The sequence below is a fragment of the Nostoc sp. genome (assembly GCF_036916975.1).
GTDB lineage: Bacteria > Cyanobacteriota > Cyanobacteriia > Cyanobacteriales > Nostocaceae > Nostoc.
This window is the reverse complement of sequence record NZ_JBALFF010000053.1, coordinates 1-18904: the sequence shown is the minus strand read 5'-3', so window position 1 is coordinate 18904 and position 18904 is coordinate 1. Positions and strand designations below refer to the sequence as shown.

Sequence of the window (18904 nt, the reverse complement as noted above, 5' to 3'; positions counted from 1 at the left end):
AGAATCACATCACTCTAAACACAACTGGAATTCAAGAAAGCAAGTGTTCCCTATCTATTGGGCATTGGATACTTGCATCATGCTTCACATAAATACTTTTGCTTACCTTCAGGTAACGCTCTTACTGACGCTGGACTACTCGCTAACACCAGTTCCCTACGGCGAGTTTCCCGCCTACCCTGCGGTTTCTGCGTACTCCTGCAAAGAAGCAAGCTACGCGGAGCGTTCCGTAGGGAAGCAGTACAAGGACTAGACTCACTGGTTATACCAAGTTTTTCGCCACTGTTTCATTTGGTTAATTTCTGCTTGCTGTGAATCAATAATACTTTGAGCCAATTTCTTGATTTCAGGACGCTTAGATTTGCTCAATGCATCTTGAGCCATTGTAATTGCACTTTCATGATGGGGAATCATTGCATTTATGAACCGCAAGTCAAAGTCAGCATCGGCGGCTCCTAAGTCCATATTCATCATCATGCCTTGCATCTGCTGGTGAGGCATTGGGACTGTTTTACCTGTTTTCGGATCATAAGCCACCGGGGTACTGCTTGCTCCTGGATACCAAGCTGTGCGCCACTGTTTCAACTGAGCGATTTCTTGATCTTGAGAAGAGATAATTTCCTCAGCCAGCTTTTTGATTTCAGGACGTTTTGATTTTTCCTGTGCAACATTCGCCATGTCCACTGCTCCTTGATGGTGCGGAATCATTGCATCAATAAACCGCAAATCATAATTAGCATCGGCTGAACCTAAATCCATTGCCATTTTATGGTTCATCATCTCCGCACCATGATTCATCATCTCCGCGTCGTGATTCATCAGTTGCTTGTCGCTAGTATCAATAGCGGTGGTAGTAGGGTCTGATACTTGGTTTTGGGAAGTGGTTGTAGAACAGGCTGTTAACAGTCCGCTGGGAACAGAGGCGATCGCTACTAAGGTCAATGACAAAAAGCTGTTTTTTAGAGTAGAAAGTTGCATAGTGATTATCTAAATGTTTCCTGATTTCATTTTGCAATCTCCAGTTAACTGGAGAGTTAACCCTTTAGATTATTTATTCTTTACTCAGGTATAAAATCACCCAAGTAACTGGTTGCTTACAATGCAACTATCGTACTTACTACATAGTTTGACAGATGAAGATGAAATCAGGATGAAATTAAAGGTTGCTGCCCTAGCTACAAGGAATTATCACCCTGTAGTAATGTACTACAGGGTGATAATTCTTTTGTGACACCTCGCTTTAGTTTGCCGGCGTTAGCTCCAGAGTTTAGATATGGCAAATAATTATGTTATGGAAGTAACGTATTTAAAATAATTTGCGTTTGTGGTAAATATAAGAAAATCTAATATGGTAAAGCTGAAATTATTGATTGGAGGAATAGTATTCATCCCGCTAGTCGCAGTCTTATGTGACTTTGGTTTCGGAAGATTTTGGTTTTCAGAACGCTCAGACTATCAAACATTAGTCAAAAAACCAGAACAACTCAATGCCAGCGCGGTAAGCAATCAGCATGGTTCGGCATCCAATAAAGCTAGTGTTACGCAAGTGAACAGTTACATCTTTACAGTCCCTAATCAGTTTCAGGGAAAAATCGTTCAGCAGGCACAGCTGAGTAAACCAGACAAAGTTATTGCACTGACTTTTGATGATGGCCCCGCACCTAAATACACGCAACAAGTATTGCAAATCCTGAAGCAACAAAATATTAAGGCAACGTTCTTCTGTGTGGGGGAGATGGTGCATTATTTCCCCCAAATTGCCAAGCTAGAGGTAGCCGATGGCCACGCGATTGGTAATCATACGTGGCATCACTGGTATCGGCATATGAACCTGTCTGTTGCTGCGCGTGAGATTGAGTCCACCGCAACAGCTATTTACCAAACTATGGGAGTAAAAACTTTTCTGTTTCGTCCGCCTTATGGCATTCTCAACAATGGTGTAGCTGATTACGCTCAAAAGAATAATTACGCTGTTCTCATGTGGTCAGATGACTCGATCGACTATCGTCGTCCTCCAGTATCCAGACTCGTCAATAATGTGCTGAAGGACGCAAAGCCTGGTGGCATAGTACTGATGCATGATGGTGGTGGCGATCGCTCACGCACTGTTAAGGCTTTACCACAAATTATCGCTTCACTCAAACAGCGTGGTTATCGGTTTGTGACCATACCAGAATTGTTAGAAATACAGGTACAAAAAACACCGTTGGTAACAACAGCACAATTTCATAAAGGGAATAAAGGTACATAAATTATTAACTCATTACTTTACCTGATGCAACCTACTCATGTTCTTTTTTATATAAATTATCTGGTTTTTGTTACTGTCAATTCCTCTGCTAACACTCGCTGATAAACCTGTGATAGCAGAGGCGTGACTTGATTATTTTCTGTCCCATATCCAGAGGATTATGTAGTGGGGAGAGGGGAGAAGGCTAAGGGTAAATCAATTGAGAACACACATCCTTGATGGGGGACATCGCGAACTGAGAGTATACCCTTGTTTAGCAACACGGCGCGTCGTGAAATTGTAAGCCCAATCCCCAATCCTGATTTATCTGTTCCCATCTGAGAAAAAGGCTTAAAGAGTTCTTCCGCCTCACCAGGCGGGAGTCCTCCACATTGATCCTCTATTTCAAGCAAAACACGCCCACCTACAGCCTTACTGCGTATCCATACAATCCCACCCTGCTTGGTGAACTTAATGGCATTTTGAACCAGATTCGATAGGGCAGATATTATTAGGTGACGATCTATTAAAACCTCCAATTCGGGCGCTACCTCAACACGCACCTCAATTGATTTCGCACTTGCTTCAAACCATGCAGTAGCCTCAACTTCACTGACTAGGTGAATAACTCGACATCTCTGATATTGGACAGTTGGTTCGTTCCACAGTCGCACCTCAACAAGTGAACGATCAATAATGTCTCTCATACGCCTATGGGCATTTTCAAGAATACGAGATGTACTTCCATTGGTTCCGACTTTCCCTGTGATTATAAGTTGGGAAGCTAAAGTAGCGGAGGTCAACGCATTTCGCAACTCATGTGCTAGAAATCCAAGACGCTGAACCTCATCCCGCTCTGCATTCTCGCGCTGACCTCGATTAAACTCTGTAACCGCTTCAGCGATAGCGATATCGAGGCAGAAATTTAATCGATTGAATTCACGAGGGGATGCTGTTTCACTACTATTCTCCTGAATATACTGAGTGATAGCTTGACAAAGAGCGCCGTAGCCATGAACAACCTGAGAAATGCTGTAGCCAAGTTTTAATGACTCTTTCCCCCGGCGCTCTGCGGAGGCTCTGTGAACACTTTCTATAGAATTGTTATGTGCTTCCCCAGATTCATCTATATCAGCACGTAATACCTCAATGAGTTCATCATAGAACACAGGTAATCCTTTTTCCATTTCGTCGCTCGAACTTCTGGAATCAGCAAGACGCGCGATCTTTTTTGAACACAAGGCGAGAATTTCGTCACGTTCTGCTAAGAGAAATTCATGTAACATTATGAATGTTCTTAATTTTAGATTGATTCTACCATCAGGAGATCGCTAGAACAGCGATTGCCCAAGGGGTAGTGGCAGAGCCAATCGCACCCACCCCGATCCACCCCAGAACAATTTCCCATCCCCTCGCCGAGGCTCAGTATTTAACCTACATTCAGCACGTCATTTTGTAGTATAAAAAGCAATACAAAAATCTGGAAATAGTTACTGGATTATCCGAGTATAAATACTAAATCCCTATTTTCACTATATATTTATCACTACCGAATTTATTATAAGTGAGTAAAGCAAAAGTTTTTCATTAATAATTATATCTATTTTTATTTACGTCTAAAATTAGGTTAAATTTTCTTGAAAGAATACTCAAACATTTATACATATCAAGATGAAATTAAGATGAAATCATTATCAGCCATTGGAAATAAATTATAATCATGCCATTAGCCAGATGAACTTTACACTTGAAACCTCTTAAGTTTAGGCGAGAAAGTTTTGTCATCAGATGTGTATGGCGATAGCATAAATTATTGACTCTTGTGCTTGGGAGAAACTGATGACACATAGACACAACAGCGGCTTTCAGGTAGATTAGCAACCGCAGAAACACAACGCAAAACAATCACTAAAAGGAAAATAAAGGAGGACAAATGGCTATTATTGGTTTATTCTTCGGCACTCAAACAGGTAATACTCAGACGGAAGCAGAAATAATTCAAAAGGAATTTGGTGGAGAAGATGTAGTAACGTTAAATGACATTTCACAAGCGGAGCCTAATGATTTTAAGAATTACAGTTATATCATCATCGGTTGCCCCACCTGGAATATTGGTGAATTGCAAAGTGATTGGGAAAATTTCTCCGACGAGCTAGATAGCATTGACTTTAGTGGCAAAAAAGTTGCTTATTTTGGAGCAGGCGACCAGGTTGGTTATCCTGACAGTTTCCAAGATGCAATAGGAATTTTATCAGAAAAAATTTCAGAAAAGGGTGGTGAAATAGTTGGCTATTGGTCAATAGATGGTTATAAATTTAGTGAATCTAAAGCCGTCCGCGATGGTAAATTTGTAGGTCTAGCGCTTGATGAAGATAATCAATCTGATTTAACTAATGAACGAATTAAAACTTGGGTTGCTCAACTCAAGCAAGAGTTTGGTTTATAGAAAAGTATAAAGTCTCGCACTGAAAAATAAAACTATCCATAAAATTGATTTGGAGCGCATATTTACCTTTGAATTTACAGCAAGCCAGTTCTTAAAAAGCGTGTTTCATTAAGGAGTATTAACTGGATATAGAAATCAGGTTTGAATCTTGATAGCTATACTAAGCCTCTAAGCTTTGTTAACCAAGCTTTGGACTAATCTGGATTTTCATAAATCAAATAGGAATCCTATATACTCTTGTCAGTAGCAAAAATTAGCGCAAGGTAAAAAACTCTTCCGCCGCTGAAGGATGAATACCAATTGTTACATCAAAATCTTTTTTAGTGATACCTGTGCGAATAGCAAGTCCAAGACATTGAATAATCTCACCAGCATACTCACCGACCATATGAGCACCGAGTACCCTGTCTGATTTGCTATCAACTACTAATTTAATAAGAGTTTTCTGTTCCGGTTCAGCAATCGTGTCGAAAAGAGGTTGAAACCTTTGGGAATAGCAGCGTATTGATTCTCCAAATTTTTCGCGTGCTTTAGCTTCGGTCAAGCCAACCGTAGCCGCTTCCGGTCGAGAAGAAAGTGCTGAGGGAATACACTCTAAATTCACAGTTCGGGGCTGATTACCAAACACAGTATCGGCAAAGGCACGACCTGTGGCAATGGCGACAGGAGTCCAATGGGGACGATTGGTGCAATCTCCAACAGCAAAAATATTCGCCTGAGTAGTACGGCTGTATTCATCTACTGCGATCGCTCCTTGTTTGACTTGAACACCCGCTTTTTCTAAATTAAGACCACTTAAATTAGCAACTCGACCTATGGCGCTAAGAACGGTGTTTACAGTTATACTGTCTTGTTCATTTCCTAATAAACTCAAACGTAGACTATCTTGAACTTTTTCAATTTTTTCAACAACAGTATTGCAAAAAATTTGAATGCCATTCTTCATCATACTTTGTTGAACTGTAGTCCTAATATCTTGATCTCGACCTGGTAAAATACGGTCTTCAGGTACTATTAAAGTAACCTTTGAAATCAACCCATTCAGGCTTCCAGCAAACTTTACTGCTATCTGGTCACTACCAATAATCGCAATATGCTCTGGTTGCTGCTTGATTTCAAACATCTGACGTGTAGTGATAGCATATTCAATTCCAGGAATTTCGGGTTTTACAGCTTCTCCACCTACAGCAATCAAGATTTTATTAGCAGTAAACTGGTGTCCCTCAATATCCAAAGTATGAGAATCTAAAAATTTTGTCTCTCCATAAACTAGGTTTACCCCTGCTTCTTGAAGATGCTGAATATGCAATTTGTTCAAATGTTGAATCGCTCGGTCTTTAGCTGTCATAAATTTATGCCAGTCAATGCGGTCACTCACTTTATCCCAGCCATATTCGTCAGCATCTTCAAAAACATGGGAAAAACTAGCAGCATATGCCATAAGTTTTTCTGGAATACAGCCATGAATTACACATGTGCCACCTACCTGGTCGCGTTCAGAAATTAACACACGAGCACCATAACCAGCAGATTGTCTAGCGGCAGCAACACCTCCAGGTCCTGCGCCAATTACAAAGAGGTCATAATCAAAGCTCATAAATTATTAACTCAGTTTTTAACAACACTATATTTCCCTATATTTTTAGCTTTCCACACAGTGATGAAATTAATATGAAATCCTTGCAATTTAAGGAAAAAATAGTTATGCATATTCAAATGAAATCAGCATGAAATTTCCTGATGTCATTAGTAATAAATATTTCTTGTGCCATTAGGTAGACGCAAGCAGATTAGTTATTTTTTAATCTGAGGGCGCAGAGGCATAAATACTGCCTCATGTGAAATTGACGACTTGAAATCGGAGGTATAATTATGACGACAACCCAATCTCACCAATCCTTGCTTGAAAGTTGCATAGAGGCTTGCTTTGATTGCCTGCGCAAGTGTGAAAACTGTGCTGATGCCTGTTTAAGTGGCAACATGGTACAAATGATGGCTCAATGCATTAAGTTGTGCCGAGACTGTGCTGATACTTGCGCTCTGTGTGCCCGTTTTATGTCTCGCAATTCGGCTCTCCATGCTCAATTATGTGGAGTCTGTGCTGAAGCTTGCGATCGCTGTGCCAGTGAATGTGAAAAACACGATAGCGACCACTGTAAACGCTGTGCTGTGTCTTGCCGTCGCTGCGCCGAGTCTTGTCGCCAAATGGCTACAGCTATGGCGTAAGTATCTGTAATCGCTGACTGCTGGATTGCAAAATAATTATCAGATATAATACACCATGTATTACGTAGATGATTGGCTTCACTTTACCTCGTAATACATGGGATTTCTCAGAACCACTACCGAGTATTACACGGTATGAGCAGGAGATAGAGAAGCGATTAGCACAGCTACGCCCGTGAGTAGCATTGGAACAGGAATAGAATGTATGCCATTCAGGCATCACCTCTCACTTTCTTGAAACGCCAACTCCAACGAAAACGGTAGACACCCAGGATTGACAGCTGCCCACTCGTTGGCTTCTGCAATTAGAGTTTTGTTACCCGAATCGAGATAAAATTGCATTTTGGCACTCTGCTCCAAACGTTCACGTTCTCTGCCTCCAATCAAGCGTCGCGCAATCAGGCAGTACTCTCTAGCTACACGCTTGGCGTGGGATGCTGCTTGGAGTCGCAACTTAGTCAGTTTCTTCAGTTCTGACAAAGCGAGAGTTGCTGCTGGATCGCTTGAAGGTGTATTTTGCTCACTAACTTCGGCTTTTTGTGACATTTCAGGCGGCACAATTGCAGATGTAGGCGCAGTAGGTGGAATACTGACAGAATTGATTAATAAGTTTTTGTTATTGTAATTTTGAGCCGCGCTGGGGTTAGAAAAGTATTTAAAATTCTTATCTGAAGTACTTTCATTAAGATTTTCAGCTAATCGTATAACGTTTAAATAAACTAATGAATTATCAGAATTATTGACACTTGAAGTTAAAGACAAATCTTCTGACTGTAATAAATTCAATTCTTCAGAATTAATATTAATTTCCTCAGATTCATCTTGTACCTGTGGTACAAACAATTCCCCTTCAGACACAGCAACTTCTTCAAAACTTGCTACTGCCTGCTGCCCTGTAGGGGCATCGGCAGCAGGAGGTAAGCATTTACAAAAAACCTTCATATAGAAAGAATGACCGTCATTTTCCTTTTGGTAAGGGTTTTCAGCACTCTGTTTTGCAAATGAGTTTTGAAAGCTATTAAATTGCCCGTAATTTGTTGATTTATAAGGGTTTGAGCTATTTTCTGTCCAAGGGTCTAAGATGTAGCGCGTAGGATGCCACAAATGCAAGTGCTTTTGTAATGTCTCTTGTGAGATAGTTTTGTGAAAACGGCGTTTGTATTCAGCACGTATTGCTTTCCCCCGTTCAGTAGCCCCTACTGGCAACCCTCTATCCCACTCTATTGCCCTTACTACTATCTGGATGCGTTTTTGGGCTTGTTGGCTGCGTTCCCAGTTCTGTTGCTTACGACGGTCAAATGGGATTACGTTATCTTTGGGTTTATGGATGCTGCTAATGCCTGCTATGGCTTCTGCAAATGTGTTGGCGAATGTACCCAATAGCCGTTCGGGATAACTAATATAGGCGCTGTACCATTTGTTGCGAATTGTGGATTCTACCCAATGCCGCACTCTAGCTTCGATTTCGTGCTGGTGTCGGCAATATTGGCTGTAGCCAGGGGCGTTAATTGCGGTAGTAAGGCAAAATTCAACTAATTTATCACTCTCTAAGTCTAAAAAGACGATTCCGTAGCCTACGAAGATTTGTAGGAGGGTGTTTGTTTGTCCTTTTCCTGTCCAGCCTGTGGTGATGATTTCTTCCCAGTTGGCACGCCACTGTACAACGTCAGCAGATTCTTGCTTGCGATATCTCTCCCGTGAAATTTGTTTTTTGGCTTTGTTCGCTACCCGTTTTAGTTTAGTTAAATCTTGCCGACTTGCCGCGCGATCGCAATAATCGAGGAAGATAGAAACTGAGTCGCTAATTGGTTGTAGGTCATCATTAAGTAAAAATGACCCACTACCCGGTTGCATGGGGCAACGGATGGCTTTGTAGTTGGTTATTTGTTTGGCACTATATGGTTTGGTGTTGGGGAAGATTTCTAGGTGTCCTTGGCGCAGGATAAAACCTGCATTCCTCAAGGTAATCTCTAAGGCGCAGGCTAGGGCAAAAGTGGGCAGGGGAGATGCAAAGGTTAGGATTAGGTGATAGCCGCCACTAAAGCTGGACTGGAGGATAATGATATCGACTATGCCAATGTCCTCTAGCGCTGCTTTGATCCGATTTATGGATTCAATGTTATGGTAGTCGCCTTCTAAGTCTAAATCGATTGTGGCGTAACGTGTTGTGTCGTTAAAGCGCAGACCTACTAGTTTCGACTTGTCTTGGTGTAGGTTCCACAGTTGGGAGGGTTGCAGGTAATAATCGATGGTACGCCATGCTGGTTTTTCATCACCTTCTGCTTGATTTGGGGCGATAATTGCCCCAAATGGATGCCAAAAACGCTCTACGTAGCGTTTACCCACAGATTCTGCGGGCAGGTGGGGTTTGATTTTCTTTTTTGAAGGCTGTGAAAGGCTTAATTGGGGCTTGTTATCAAAATCTGAAGAGAAATTTTCTTGGAACATGAGTGACTGTCCTGATGATTTTTGTGCATCAGGTAGTCTCGCTGTTGGTCAAAATGTGTTAGCCTAAATTTGAATTTTTTATGTTTAAGCGGTTGGTTATCCGCTTGTTGGAGGCGACTGGTAATCGCCTCGTGGTTGAAAGCAAACAAAGGTTTATACTTGTTTAGGCTTAGACATACGTAGGCTTAGGCTAAGATTTAGTCCAACACGCTTCACCAACAACAATGCGACTACCCAACTTTTTTTTTGGTTATTATTTAAATGAGGCAGTTCTAGCGAAGTTGTCACTAAATCGACAAAAGAGTTTTGGGATAACACCGCAAAGCTAGTAACACCCACAAGTGTCACGTCACATTGGCTTTTGTTAGTACAACTGGTGAAGATGAAATTACTCATACTCCACCATTGAGTTTAAAAACAAAAAACAGTCAAATATCTTGATACGAGTTCAGCACCCACAAAAGTTAACTCGTACTGTAATCAGCATTGAGATGCTAATCTATGAGATAACGTTAAATTGCGGGATAAATTCTCTGCTAGATTAACTGCTCACAGCTACCTATGCAGCACGAATATTATCCTTTTTTCTATTTGTAGAAACTTCCATTGCTTTCATTTGGTTCTTATAATCCTCCCACGTTTTTTCAAATACGTCAGACTCATACATCCGCAATAAAACCTCTTCTTTATCAGTTAAATTTGAAAGTTTCAACAACTCCGTTAAAGACACCTGAACTGGGAAAACATCACTAAACTTTTGCATTAAGTGAAATATTCTCTTCCTCTGTGACGCAGATGGTTCATCCTGCAATTCTGCATCAATTTGTCGCGGACGGAGATTCACAATTTCTAGGCTCATATTCACTAAATTCCTCAATCCAAACACAACAAACTCATTAGTTATACCAATAACCCGTCCCACAATTTCCAACTCGGGCCGCAGTCTCTTCTTGAATTGATATACTTGGTCAAGCTGGAAACGCCGAAACGGATTGCGCTCGCCATTCAGCATCCAAGCAATACCATCGCCTATACTACCTATCTCCGTAGCCTCCAGAAGGTCTATTACCTGGTTACAAATATCTTGATTGCAAACAAACTTGTATGCTGCATCAATACTTCGGTTAAATTCCATCTCCAGTGCAACAACTGCCTTAAATTTTTCCAGTTCTCGTAATTGATAAATCAACTCAAAAACTTTCTTACCTTTGTGATAACTGCCAACGCTTATATTTAGATTCTCAGAAACCTCCCGAATCACGGGTTTACCCTTCTTTAATTGAGACTTACTCTCATTTATCGAATGATTCAAATTTGAACACTTCGATTCATTCAAACGACGAGCGCTCTCTCTTTGTCTTTCTTTCGCTTGGGGACGAAGTACGCTCTCCCAGTACTGCCCCTCGTGAAATTTCTGGTAATGAGTCTTCCCGCCTTCCCGGTGGAGATTAAAGTCAAGCACTAGTTTCAAATCTTCTTCAGGCGAACCAGACTCAACAAATTCCACTTTCACAGAGTCAATTCCCAACTGGCGAGCTATCTGCAAGCGACACTTACCTGCCAAGACTACATTGACACCAGTACGTGCAGATACCTTCAAAGATTCAATAATCCCTCTTTCAGAGATACTTTTTTCTAAAGCTGGACGATCTTCATTCTCACCATATATTTCTATCAGCTTCGGATGAACAATCAACTCCGCAGGAGAAATATATACAATTGCCGGATTCTGCACCTCAAACATTATTGATACTCCGGATCACAAATTGTCATTCAAAAGATAAGTTCAATTTTGAAAAGTCTAAGTAGAAAGCAGACAAAGCTTAATCAGCAAAACTCATAGCACTTTCATCCCTTGGAAAAAGTGACAAGTTGAAAAAATAATTAATTCTTGTAAATAGCAAAGGATTACCTACCAGAAAACCTCTCAAAGAGAATTTTCTCGCGCAGTAACTATTATTCCCAACCCATTGACAACTAATACAACTGAAGAGATATTTAACGGACTGGTATTGAGAAAAAAAGCATCTATCTAAAGAAAGATTTGTAAAACTGTGTAAACTCATGATATGATGGACCTAGATAATTAAATTGACAAAACAAAGTTCCGTCCTGTTCTAGTAACAGGTGGGCTTGTTTTTTCCTCAAAGCCCTGTTTGCACCAGGGTCTTGAGTGAATCTTTAGGAAAAATGGACTCTACAAAAAAAGTATATCAGGCTTCATTCCATTTGGCAAAATTGTACAGTAAAGAGGGGTAAATTTTTAGATGCCTCGTCTTCAGATATTAAATTCTATTGAAAAACAAGCACTAGAGCACATAGCAGCGACCAGCAGCGATGAAGTTAGCAAAAGAGCGAAAATTCTGCTAGGACTAAACGAAGGCAAAAAATATGTAGCCTTAGCCCAAGAGATTGGCGTAACCGAAAACTCAATAGCAAAGTGGAAAAAAAGATGGACATCTTGTACCATCTTGTCAGAAACCCAGGAGTCGGCGATCGCAAAAGCTAACGAGGTATTAGGTGTAAACGTAGGCAGACCTAAGAAGTGCAAAAGTACAGAGGCGAGCAAAATCGTCGAAATCAGCGAATGGAGCAAGAACCGAAAACCCAGTCGTTCAAAGCACCATTACCATACGCAGGTAGCTGAGGAAGCTACTCGGAGGGGATTACCGACATTATCGCCAAGAAGTATAGGACGCATCTTGGAAGCTCAATCTCAATAGAAAGAATTATCAAGCAAGCACCATCCTATCTCAAGGAAGTAGTTTTGAAATCCCAGTTTTTACCGAGGCTTTTCATCAAACTCTAAGCAAGCATTTCCACAAACTCGACCACTTGAGCAGAAGTTACTTGTTCTGCGATCAGAAAGTCAACGAGTCCATCGAGTTTTTTACGGTTGTAGACGGTAGAATAGCCTTGAATCTGGCGTTCCTTGCAGAACTGTCGCAGCTTCCGCGTACCTAAATCCAAAAGCTTCTTCTTCTCTTCCGTAACGTCTATTAACACAAGTTGTTTGGCTTCATCCGCAAACCTAGCTTCAACAACTGGCGGCGCAGTTTCAATAATCGAAGATTCTGGTTCAGAAAATTCTTTCTCATCAGAAACAGCACCAACCACAGTCAAATCCCCCTGAGTTTCCAAAACTGACGACTCTTCAGAAATCACCCCAGCGCTATTACTAACTTGAAGTGATGCTGATTGACCAGGGACAAAAATCACATACAAGATTGGGAAGATAATCAAAAACAACTCGATTGGAAACAAAACATCGTTAACAGATTGCACAAAAGGTGATATTGCAAAAGCAGACATAATGTGATTCCTCCATGAATTACTGATGGGCGGCGTTGTAGCGGCTTGCCACCCAGTAGCGGGGGGAAACCCCCCTACTGAGTGAAAGCTTTTACACGTATCCCATCCACCAGTAGGAGGAAGGAGGGTAAATTGCCTTTAAGCAATTAGACGAACCAAGTTTTCCAAAATTTGCAGTTGTTGAATTTTAGAAATTACCAATCCAAGATACAGAAATTACAAAAATGCGATTTTTCCGACTTGCACCCGCAGCTTTTAGAAACTTCCTTATTCATCCCAGCACTCCAGATTTTTTACTCTTAAGGTAGTTGACGTAACTAACCAAGTTGTAGTTATATTTGAGTTCTTGAGGAACAAAAGTTGAGTAAGGATGCAGCGCTACACCATCACGGCGAAAGCGGTGACAAGGCGCATATATATCAAAAAAGATAGATATCTCATCACCATCAACCTCGATTTTGGCTATGCCCTTAAGTTCCTTCGTAAAGTCCGAAACTCGCCCTGATGCTACGTAGTCAAAGACCACTACATTTCGAGTGCGGAAATACTGGATGTAGGAAAGAAGTCTCGCTTCCGTACCAAGCTCAAGCAGTCTATCAGAATGTTTCAGCAAGATACCGGAATAAGAAAAAGAAAACCTACGATTAGCGTATTCATCCCACAAAATAAGGTTACCGTAAAACTTGTAAATATTCGCCTGATTGGACGATATTTCTCTATTTAAGTTTTCGATAACAGCATCATCGTCAAATGGAAACAACGCCTTACGTTCATCCCATTGCTTATCTGGACAGCAACCATCTTCAAACCATCCGTATGCATGAATGCTACAAACAATATTATTGGCACCATGCAGTAACTTACACCCAGCACACACTTGCAAATAGCAAGAACTAAATTCTTCGCTATTAACTGCATTAACATAGCGTCGGTGTATATCTAAATGTTCCTCTAAAGCTTCACAAGGTAAAGGCTTATATGAGGAAAAAGTTTGTCCAATTAATTTATCTGGATCAATTTCATCACAGATTACTGCCAAGTCGTCAATGTGGTGAGAACGTAATTCCTCGTAAAGTAGCAATTTCCTATACGGTTCTTCCTCAAATCTACAAACAACCAAGCCCTTTGAATCAGGATGTCCCTCAAAATTAATCACCGTGTAAGTGTAAATAAAAGGTACACCATTAGATTTTTCAAAGCTCTCAGGTTTTGTTAATACAAGCGGTTTTGTGTCAGCTATTTTTGCAGTTTCTCTACTCGAATTAGTTTCCTCCGATTCTTCAACAATACTTAAGAAAGCACCACCCAAGGAAGCAAAAATAATTCCGGTAAAGCCCAATACAATAGCACCAATGCCGGTAGAGGCAATTTGTTCGGAGCGTTCTTTCTCAACAATTGGGAATCCGCCCCTAGCTAAGTACAATAAACCCAAACCAGAAAAAGTTGCTATAGCGCCCAAACCAATAGCAGTCAAAGACACCATTCCAAAAGCAGCATTAATGTTTCTCAAGCAATTAAACGCAAACTTCTTCAACATAATTCATCCCTCCAAAATGCAGGTTACAAGGTTTTTAATTACTCTTGCCCCGGCACGAATTGGGATTTGCTGAGAACTACACCACTAACCTACCGCTTACTCTATTAACAATTCCAAAACTATTTAATAGATTCGTCCTGGTTAATTTTCAGTATCGGCAGTAGTTTCATTCCCAATGGTGATAGCAAGAGTTGAACTTGCTTGATTGCTTAAAACAATCATCCACCCAGAGTGGATATCACCAAAAAACGATATCTAAAAGGCATATATCTACTGTCCAAGAGTCCAAGTATTAGTTTCGTTTAATTCCAATTTTTCAAAATAGTTAGCAAAACCTGGAAAGTGAAAATATTCTAACGGCATCCGAGATATTAATAGTAAAGAAAAATTTTCTAGTTGAGCTAACTGTTGTAATCGAAATAAGTCGTCGATAAAACTATCGCTAACAAAGTGTAATCTATCAAAATTATCTATCACCAGCAGTTTATTATAACCAACAGAAAATCAGGTGATTGTGAAAGTCTCAACAGCACACCATCATCACCACTACTGCGATGATAATAATGAACCTGCCTTTTGACGTTGTTGCGGAGGAACTTTATCTGTTAGTACTAATTGTAGAGAAGGAAGCAAAATTTCAAACCAATCTTCTCCCAAATCAAAAGGGTCAAGTACCTGGTCATCAAGCGTACCTTTACTACTATTAATCCAAGCAGAAGCAAAGCGTAAATTGCTCCATTCGTAAGCTAAATTGCGATAATTTTCCCGGCTGAGATAATGTTCTACTGTACCAACTGGTTCATACATAACGCTATAGCCACAAAGATTATTAAATCCATCAGCTAAATAACTTTTGAAAGGCGACCAATAATCTCTGGTTCCTTTTTTAGGGGTTGGATTTTTTGCCAACCAAGCATTTCCCGGTTGTCGCACTTTTTTATCAAAATCAGGTGGTTCTGGAGGAGGATTAAATGGCATCATCTGTGTTATACCCCTGATAACCCAGAATTTATTTTCTCCGTTGTAACTATCCAACGGGGCCAAAATGGGTCATGTCCTGGTAAAACTCTTTGAAGTTCCTGATGAATTTGTGTTGGTATTCTCAGATTTTCTGGAAACGCATTCATATCATCATCACGCATCCAAGCCTCTGCTGCTTCAATTGCGATTTCTGCTTCTTTGGAACGGGCTTGTTTAAGTCCAAAAATGTCTGAGGTTAACCATCCAACTATATCCCCTTGTTTTGACCAAGGTACTTCGTCAAGGCTAACCTCTCTATTTTGTAATTTAAATAAAAATAGTTTATCTTCTTGCTCATTAAAATTTGGCTCTAAGGAAGCAAGAATAAGTGGAGAATGAGTAGTTACTAAAGCTTGTATCTTCATCCTGGGTTGTAATTCTGTAACCACAGATAAAATAGCTGGTAAAATCACCCTCTGCCAACGAGGATACAAATGAGATTCAATTTCATCAATTAGTAAAACTATCTGATTTACTGGCTTTTGTTGTCGCAGTTATGAAGCTTTTTTATGTTCGTACCAAGTCCACACTAGTAAATAAGCTAGTCCCAAAATACGCTTCATTCCGGCTGATATTTGAGTAACAGGAACATTCCCATAAGGCAGATTAACTGTAGGAATATCGCGCACGTCTTCAATAGAAACTCGCGTTGGTTCTCCCACTTGTATCCATTCGGAAGGGTGAGGTGCAAGTTTTTTAATAACATTAGAAAAGAGTTCAAATGGATATTTATTGGGTTGATTCTGCCATGTAACCCAATCTTGAATTAGACCATTACAAATAACTTTACCTTTTGACTTTAATCCATTCCAAAGTGTATTTGGATTAAAGTCAAAAGGAATATCGCGTTGGCGAGCTGGGTCAAAAACAGAAAAACTACCATCAACCCGTACATAAATAACTACCTCTTTTAATAAAGGAGGCATTTGTAAATTACGCCATTGCTGTTCAGAAAAATCAAACTGGCTCTGATACTCTCTTATATTTTTTTTATTGCTAACTACGGCTGTAATTTGTGGATTTTCACCTCTAACTCGCTGTGGGTACGCTGGTTGCTCCGCCCAATTTGTAGTCATCACCCACCAAGCAATATCGAGTAAAAAACTTTTACCTAAACCATTATCACCAGTAAATATATTGAGCCTATCAGCAAATGCGACATCAAAATGGGCAGCAGGACCAACTTGTTGGAGGTGAAGTTCTTTTAACATTTGGCTCTCATACACAAATTTATATTGATCAACTTACTTCTTGTAAATTAAAATTGGATAGCTCAATAGCAGTTAATCATTTTTAATGAATCCCTACAATATCCTTAATCAGACTGAACTTCAGTGTGTTAGTGATGGCATAACCCGACCCCTACTAGAAAATTGCGAGACTGCCTCACATATCCTGATTTTAGTCTGGCCACAACTTGGGGATTTTGATAGTATTGAATATGCATGGTGGTTACAGCGCAAAGCTAAAAAATTGCCGACTGAAAAACTCGCTATTCGTGCAGTGGGAATTGGCTCACGCACCTCTGGAACAAGATTCTGTCAATATACAGGATTTCCACCCGAAAATTTATTTGTTGAACCCAATGCAGAACTACATCACCAACTTAAACTTTATTCAGGTCTGAATCTGACTCTACCTGGACTTTCTGTGTCTCATCAAGCTTGGCTAAATCTAATGTTAATGTGTGCAGGGTTTGGAAGTCCAGGAACGCTAAGAGAAGTTTTTCGGGGATACAGGGGAGATCGTCAAGCCCCTCAACTAATTCTTGATGATGAAATTATTCAAGGTACTCCTCTACCTACTTTTAAAGGCTCGTTTTTCCGATTAGCTGGCCCAAATGGTTTTCAACGTCCCTTTGAATTAGCAACTCTCCGGCTACGTAACATGGTGGAAGTTCTGAGCAATTGGCACACTTATGTACCGAATGGAGCCTACTTAACTCAGCGTGGTGGAACTTTTTTGTTTGATAGCAAAGGCCAGTTACTTTACTCTCATCGAGATCCAGGAATTCTGGGCTTTGCTGCTAATATGAGTCAGCCTCTATCATTTTTATCCTTGATCGAAGCAAATAGCTTTACGATGGGTGATGCGTAAAGCCCCCGAATGCGCTTTGCTAAATTCGGGGGATATAAGCGAACTTTCCTGAATTTATTCATCAGTGTTCAATTGTTTGGCGTGATTCACTAATATATGGAATGATCTTGTTGATTGCTACTTGGGACTAAATTCAATTGATTTTAATAATCCGTGAGCCTGCTAGTCGTGAAGAAATAGACGAAATGGTGAAAACTTGGGATGTATTCATTAAAATAGCAGTAGACATCGAACGCAAAATTCTTGCAGGTGGTGGCGTTCGCCATTACGAATGTGAACAAGAGTTACTCAAAGACGGTAGCAGACAACGAGATATTTGGGGTGTGGATTGGTCTGTTTTCACTCAGGAAATCGTGTTTGAGTCAATCATCAACATTCGCCCAAGCCAGAATAACCGTAGTATGATAATACAGTCTAACCAAATTCGAGAACAAGTTAGCCAAATTACCAAGCAGTTGCTAGGAGGATTGTAATGCCTAACTGGAGTGCAATTGAAGCAAGTTTTTTACGTCAATCCCACGCGCAACAATTAGGAGAATTGGCAGCAAGTTTGGCACGCCTTAACTCTTGGTCACAAAAGAGTGCAATTCGTGAATTAGTTCCAATATTGTTGTCAGAAAGTTTGTTGTACGTGTCTTTAATACAACAAAAAAGTGAAATTAATAATGTTGAATTAAATCAACTCCAAGACTTATTACAAAACTGGATCAATGTTTGGGACAAATCAATGGAAATTACAGATATTGCATCTGTTGCGTCTACTTGGTCACAGCGAGTATTGGAGATGTCGGGTTTGCTGGCTTCTTAAATCGTTGAGTGCATAGTCTTAAGTAATGCGCTTGACCACTGCAATTGCTCCTTGGTAAATACTGCTGTATCAAAAATCGGCAGTCGCCTCATCATCAGTGCTAGAGTATTTGGAGGTATAGCAATAAAATAATTATTTTTGCTTGGTAATTAATTATATTTTGCTACGGGATTATGAGAATACTACACAATTGAGCGGGTTAGGGAGTTTCATAGGTGATTCTGTGTTGGTTATTGAATATATATTTAACTGAAATAATCTAACAACTTATGCATCACAGTTAATCATTTGTAGGTGCGATCGCCTAACTACAAAACTAAACAGATGGGGGCGACAGCGAATAGTCCGCCGCAGGCATCGCTTGAAAGCAGACTGTTTTTGATGTGCGATGGCGTACCCGCCCGCCGGAGGCATCGCTCTTTTTTCCTCTCTACGAGACGCAATCATTGTCTAGCAAAAGCCAAATCACTTCAACGATATCATCAAAGCTGTCAATCTCCTGAACAGTCTTCTTCATCTACCCAATCTTCATCCCAGAGAAGTTCATTGTAAACCTTAGTTGCTTGAGATATTTTTAGGTTGTGAGCTGCTGTCACACAATTTCTTGGTTGCCAGCCAATGAGGGCATATCTCCCATGTAAATGTCTGACAGCATTCTTGCAGTCATTAATTACTGGAATATCTTCATACAAGCACGTATATTAGCGATCGCTGATGAAAAAGGTCTGATAAACTGGGATTTTGGGGCTGTAGACGGCTCTTTTTCCCCCTGGAAAAGGA

General features: G+C 40.4%; 18 protein-coding genes and 1 pseudogene. 7 read left to right on the top strand and 12 right to left on the bottom strand.

The annotated features are described in order from the left end of the window. Positions 1-255 precede the first annotated feature (255 nt). Positions 256-978 (bottom strand): DUF305 domain-containing protein, encoded by a 723-nt coding sequence (locus tag V7K73_RS12030; protein ID WP_334880177.1) that lies wholly within the window; start codon positions 976-978, stop codon positions 256-258. A gap of 370 nt (positions 979-1348) precedes the next feature. Here V7K73_RS12030 and V7K73_RS12025 point away from each other — a divergent pair, with 370 nt between their 5' ends. Beyond that, positions 1349-2251: a polysaccharide deacetylase family protein gene (locus V7K73_RS12025; RefSeq protein WP_334880175.1), complete on the top strand. Its 903-nt coding sequence runs from the start codon at positions 1349-1351 to the stop codon at positions 2249-2251. Positions 2252-2409: 158 nt separating this feature from the next. Here V7K73_RS12025 and V7K73_RS12020 read toward each other — a convergent pair whose 3' ends face one another. Continuing rightward, positions 2410-3471 (bottom strand): sensor histidine kinase, encoded by a 1062-nt coding sequence (locus V7K73_RS12020; protein WP_334880173.1) that lies wholly within the window; start codon positions 3469-3471, stop codon positions 2410-2412. Between the two features lie 692 nt (positions 3472-4163). Between V7K73_RS12020 and fldA the strand changes: the two genes are divergently transcribed. Further along, positions 4164-4676: a flavodoxin FldA gene (gene fldA / locus V7K73_RS12015; RefSeq protein WP_334880171.1), complete on the top strand. Its 513-nt coding sequence runs from the start codon at positions 4164-4166 to the stop codon at positions 4674-4676. Between the two features lie 253 nt (positions 4677-4929). Here the strand turns inward: fldA and gorA are convergent, their stop codons facing one another. Then, positions 4930-6273, bottom strand: coding sequence for a glutathione-disulfide reductase (gene gorA / locus V7K73_RS12010; RefSeq protein ID WP_334880169.1), 1344 nt, complete (start codon positions 6271-6273; stop codon positions 4930-4932). Positions 6274-6548: 275 nt separating this feature from the next. Here gorA and V7K73_RS12005 point away from each other — a divergent pair, with 275 nt between their 5' ends. Beyond that, on the top strand, positions 6549-6902 hold the full coding sequence (locus tag V7K73_RS12005) for a four-helix bundle copper-binding protein (RefSeq protein ID WP_334880167.1): 354 nt from the start codon (positions 6549-6551) through the stop codon (positions 6900-6902). A 219-nt stretch (positions 6903-7121) separates the two neighbouring features. Here V7K73_RS12005 and V7K73_RS12000 read toward each other — a convergent pair whose 3' ends face one another. The 3 genes from V7K73_RS12000 to V7K73_RS11990 all read right to left on the bottom strand — a co-directional run bounded on the left by V7K73_RS12000 (position 7122) and on the right by V7K73_RS11990 (position 11094). After that, positions 7122-9350, bottom strand: a complete 2229-nt coding sequence (locus V7K73_RS12000) for a hypothetical protein (RefSeq protein ID WP_334880165.1) — start codon at positions 9348-9350, stop codon at positions 7122-7124. A gap of 153 nt (positions 9351-9503) precedes the next feature. Further along, positions 9504-9746, bottom strand: a complete 243-nt coding sequence (locus tag V7K73_RS11995; RefSeq protein WP_334880163.1) for a hypothetical protein — start codon at positions 9744-9746, stop codon at positions 9504-9506. 163 nt (positions 9747-9909) lie between these two features. Next, positions 9910-11094 (bottom strand): hypothetical protein, encoded by a 1185-nt coding sequence (locus V7K73_RS11990; RefSeq protein ID WP_334880162.1) that lies wholly within the window; start codon positions 11092-11094, stop codon positions 9910-9912. Positions 11095-11617: 523 nt separating this feature from the next. Here V7K73_RS11990 and V7K73_RS11985 point away from each other — a divergent pair. Next, positions 11618-12073 carry a helix-turn-helix domain-containing protein gene (locus V7K73_RS11985; RefSeq protein ID WP_334880160.1) on the top strand — a complete coding sequence of 152 codons (456 nt, stop codon included), beginning with the start codon at positions 11618-11620 and terminating at the stop codon, positions 12071-12073. A gap of 82 nt (positions 12074-12155) precedes the next feature. On the opposite strand, the gene V7K73_RS11980 is transcribed toward V7K73_RS11985, so the two are convergent. The 5 genes and pseudogenes from V7K73_RS11980 to V7K73_RS29855 form a co-directional block, all read right to left on the bottom strand. Then, positions 12156-12662: a hypothetical protein gene (locus V7K73_RS11980; RefSeq protein ID WP_334880158.1), complete on the bottom strand. Its 507-nt coding sequence runs from the start codon at positions 12660-12662 to the stop codon at positions 12156-12158. A 271-nt stretch (positions 12663-12933) separates the two neighbouring features. Continuing rightward, on the bottom strand, positions 12934-14199 hold the full coding sequence (locus tag V7K73_RS11975; protein WP_334880156.1) for a hypothetical protein: 1266 nt from the start codon (positions 14197-14199) through the stop codon (positions 12934-12936). Between the two features lie 270 nt (positions 14200-14469). After that, complete coding sequence (locus V7K73_RS11970; protein ID WP_334880154.1) at positions 14470-14676, bottom strand: hypothetical protein; 207 nt, start codon at positions 14674-14676, stop codon at positions 14470-14472. A 69-nt stretch (positions 14677-14745) separates the two neighbouring features. Continuing rightward, positions 14746-15180 carry a hypothetical protein gene (locus V7K73_RS11965; RefSeq protein WP_334880152.1) on the bottom strand — a complete coding sequence of 145 codons (435 nt, stop codon included), beginning with the start codon at positions 15178-15180 and terminating at the stop codon, positions 14746-14748. 5 nt (positions 15181-15185) lie between these two features. Further along, positions 15186-16430 (bottom strand): annotated as a pseudogene (locus tag V7K73_RS29855) (AAA family ATPase). A gap of 85 nt (positions 16431-16515) precedes the next feature. Here V7K73_RS29855 and V7K73_RS11950 point away from each other — a divergent pair. From V7K73_RS11950 to V7K73_RS11940, 3 genes are all read left to right on the top strand, one after another. Next, on the top strand, positions 16516-17316 hold the full coding sequence (locus V7K73_RS11950) for a peroxiredoxin-like family protein (RefSeq protein WP_334880148.1): 801 nt from the start codon (positions 16516-16518) through the stop codon (positions 17314-17316). Between the two features lie 137 nt (positions 17317-17453). After that, complete coding sequence (locus V7K73_RS11945; protein WP_015328451.1) at positions 17454-17789, top strand: DUF5674 family protein; 336 nt, start codon at positions 17454-17456, stop codon at positions 17787-17789. Then, positions 17789-18124: a hypothetical protein gene (locus tag V7K73_RS11940; RefSeq protein ID WP_104906680.1), complete on the top strand. Its 336-nt coding sequence runs from the start codon at positions 17789-17791 to the stop codon at positions 18122-18124. Before V7K73_RS11945 ends, V7K73_RS11940 begins: the two co-directional genes overlap by 1 nt. A 267-nt stretch (positions 18125-18391) precedes the next feature. Here V7K73_RS11940 and V7K73_RS11935 read toward each other — a convergent pair whose 3' ends face one another. Further along, positions 18392-18538: a hypothetical protein gene (locus V7K73_RS11935; RefSeq protein ID WP_334880144.1), complete on the bottom strand. Its 147-nt coding sequence runs from the start codon at positions 18536-18538 to the stop codon at positions 18392-18394. Positions 18539-18904: the final 366 nt, after the last annotated feature.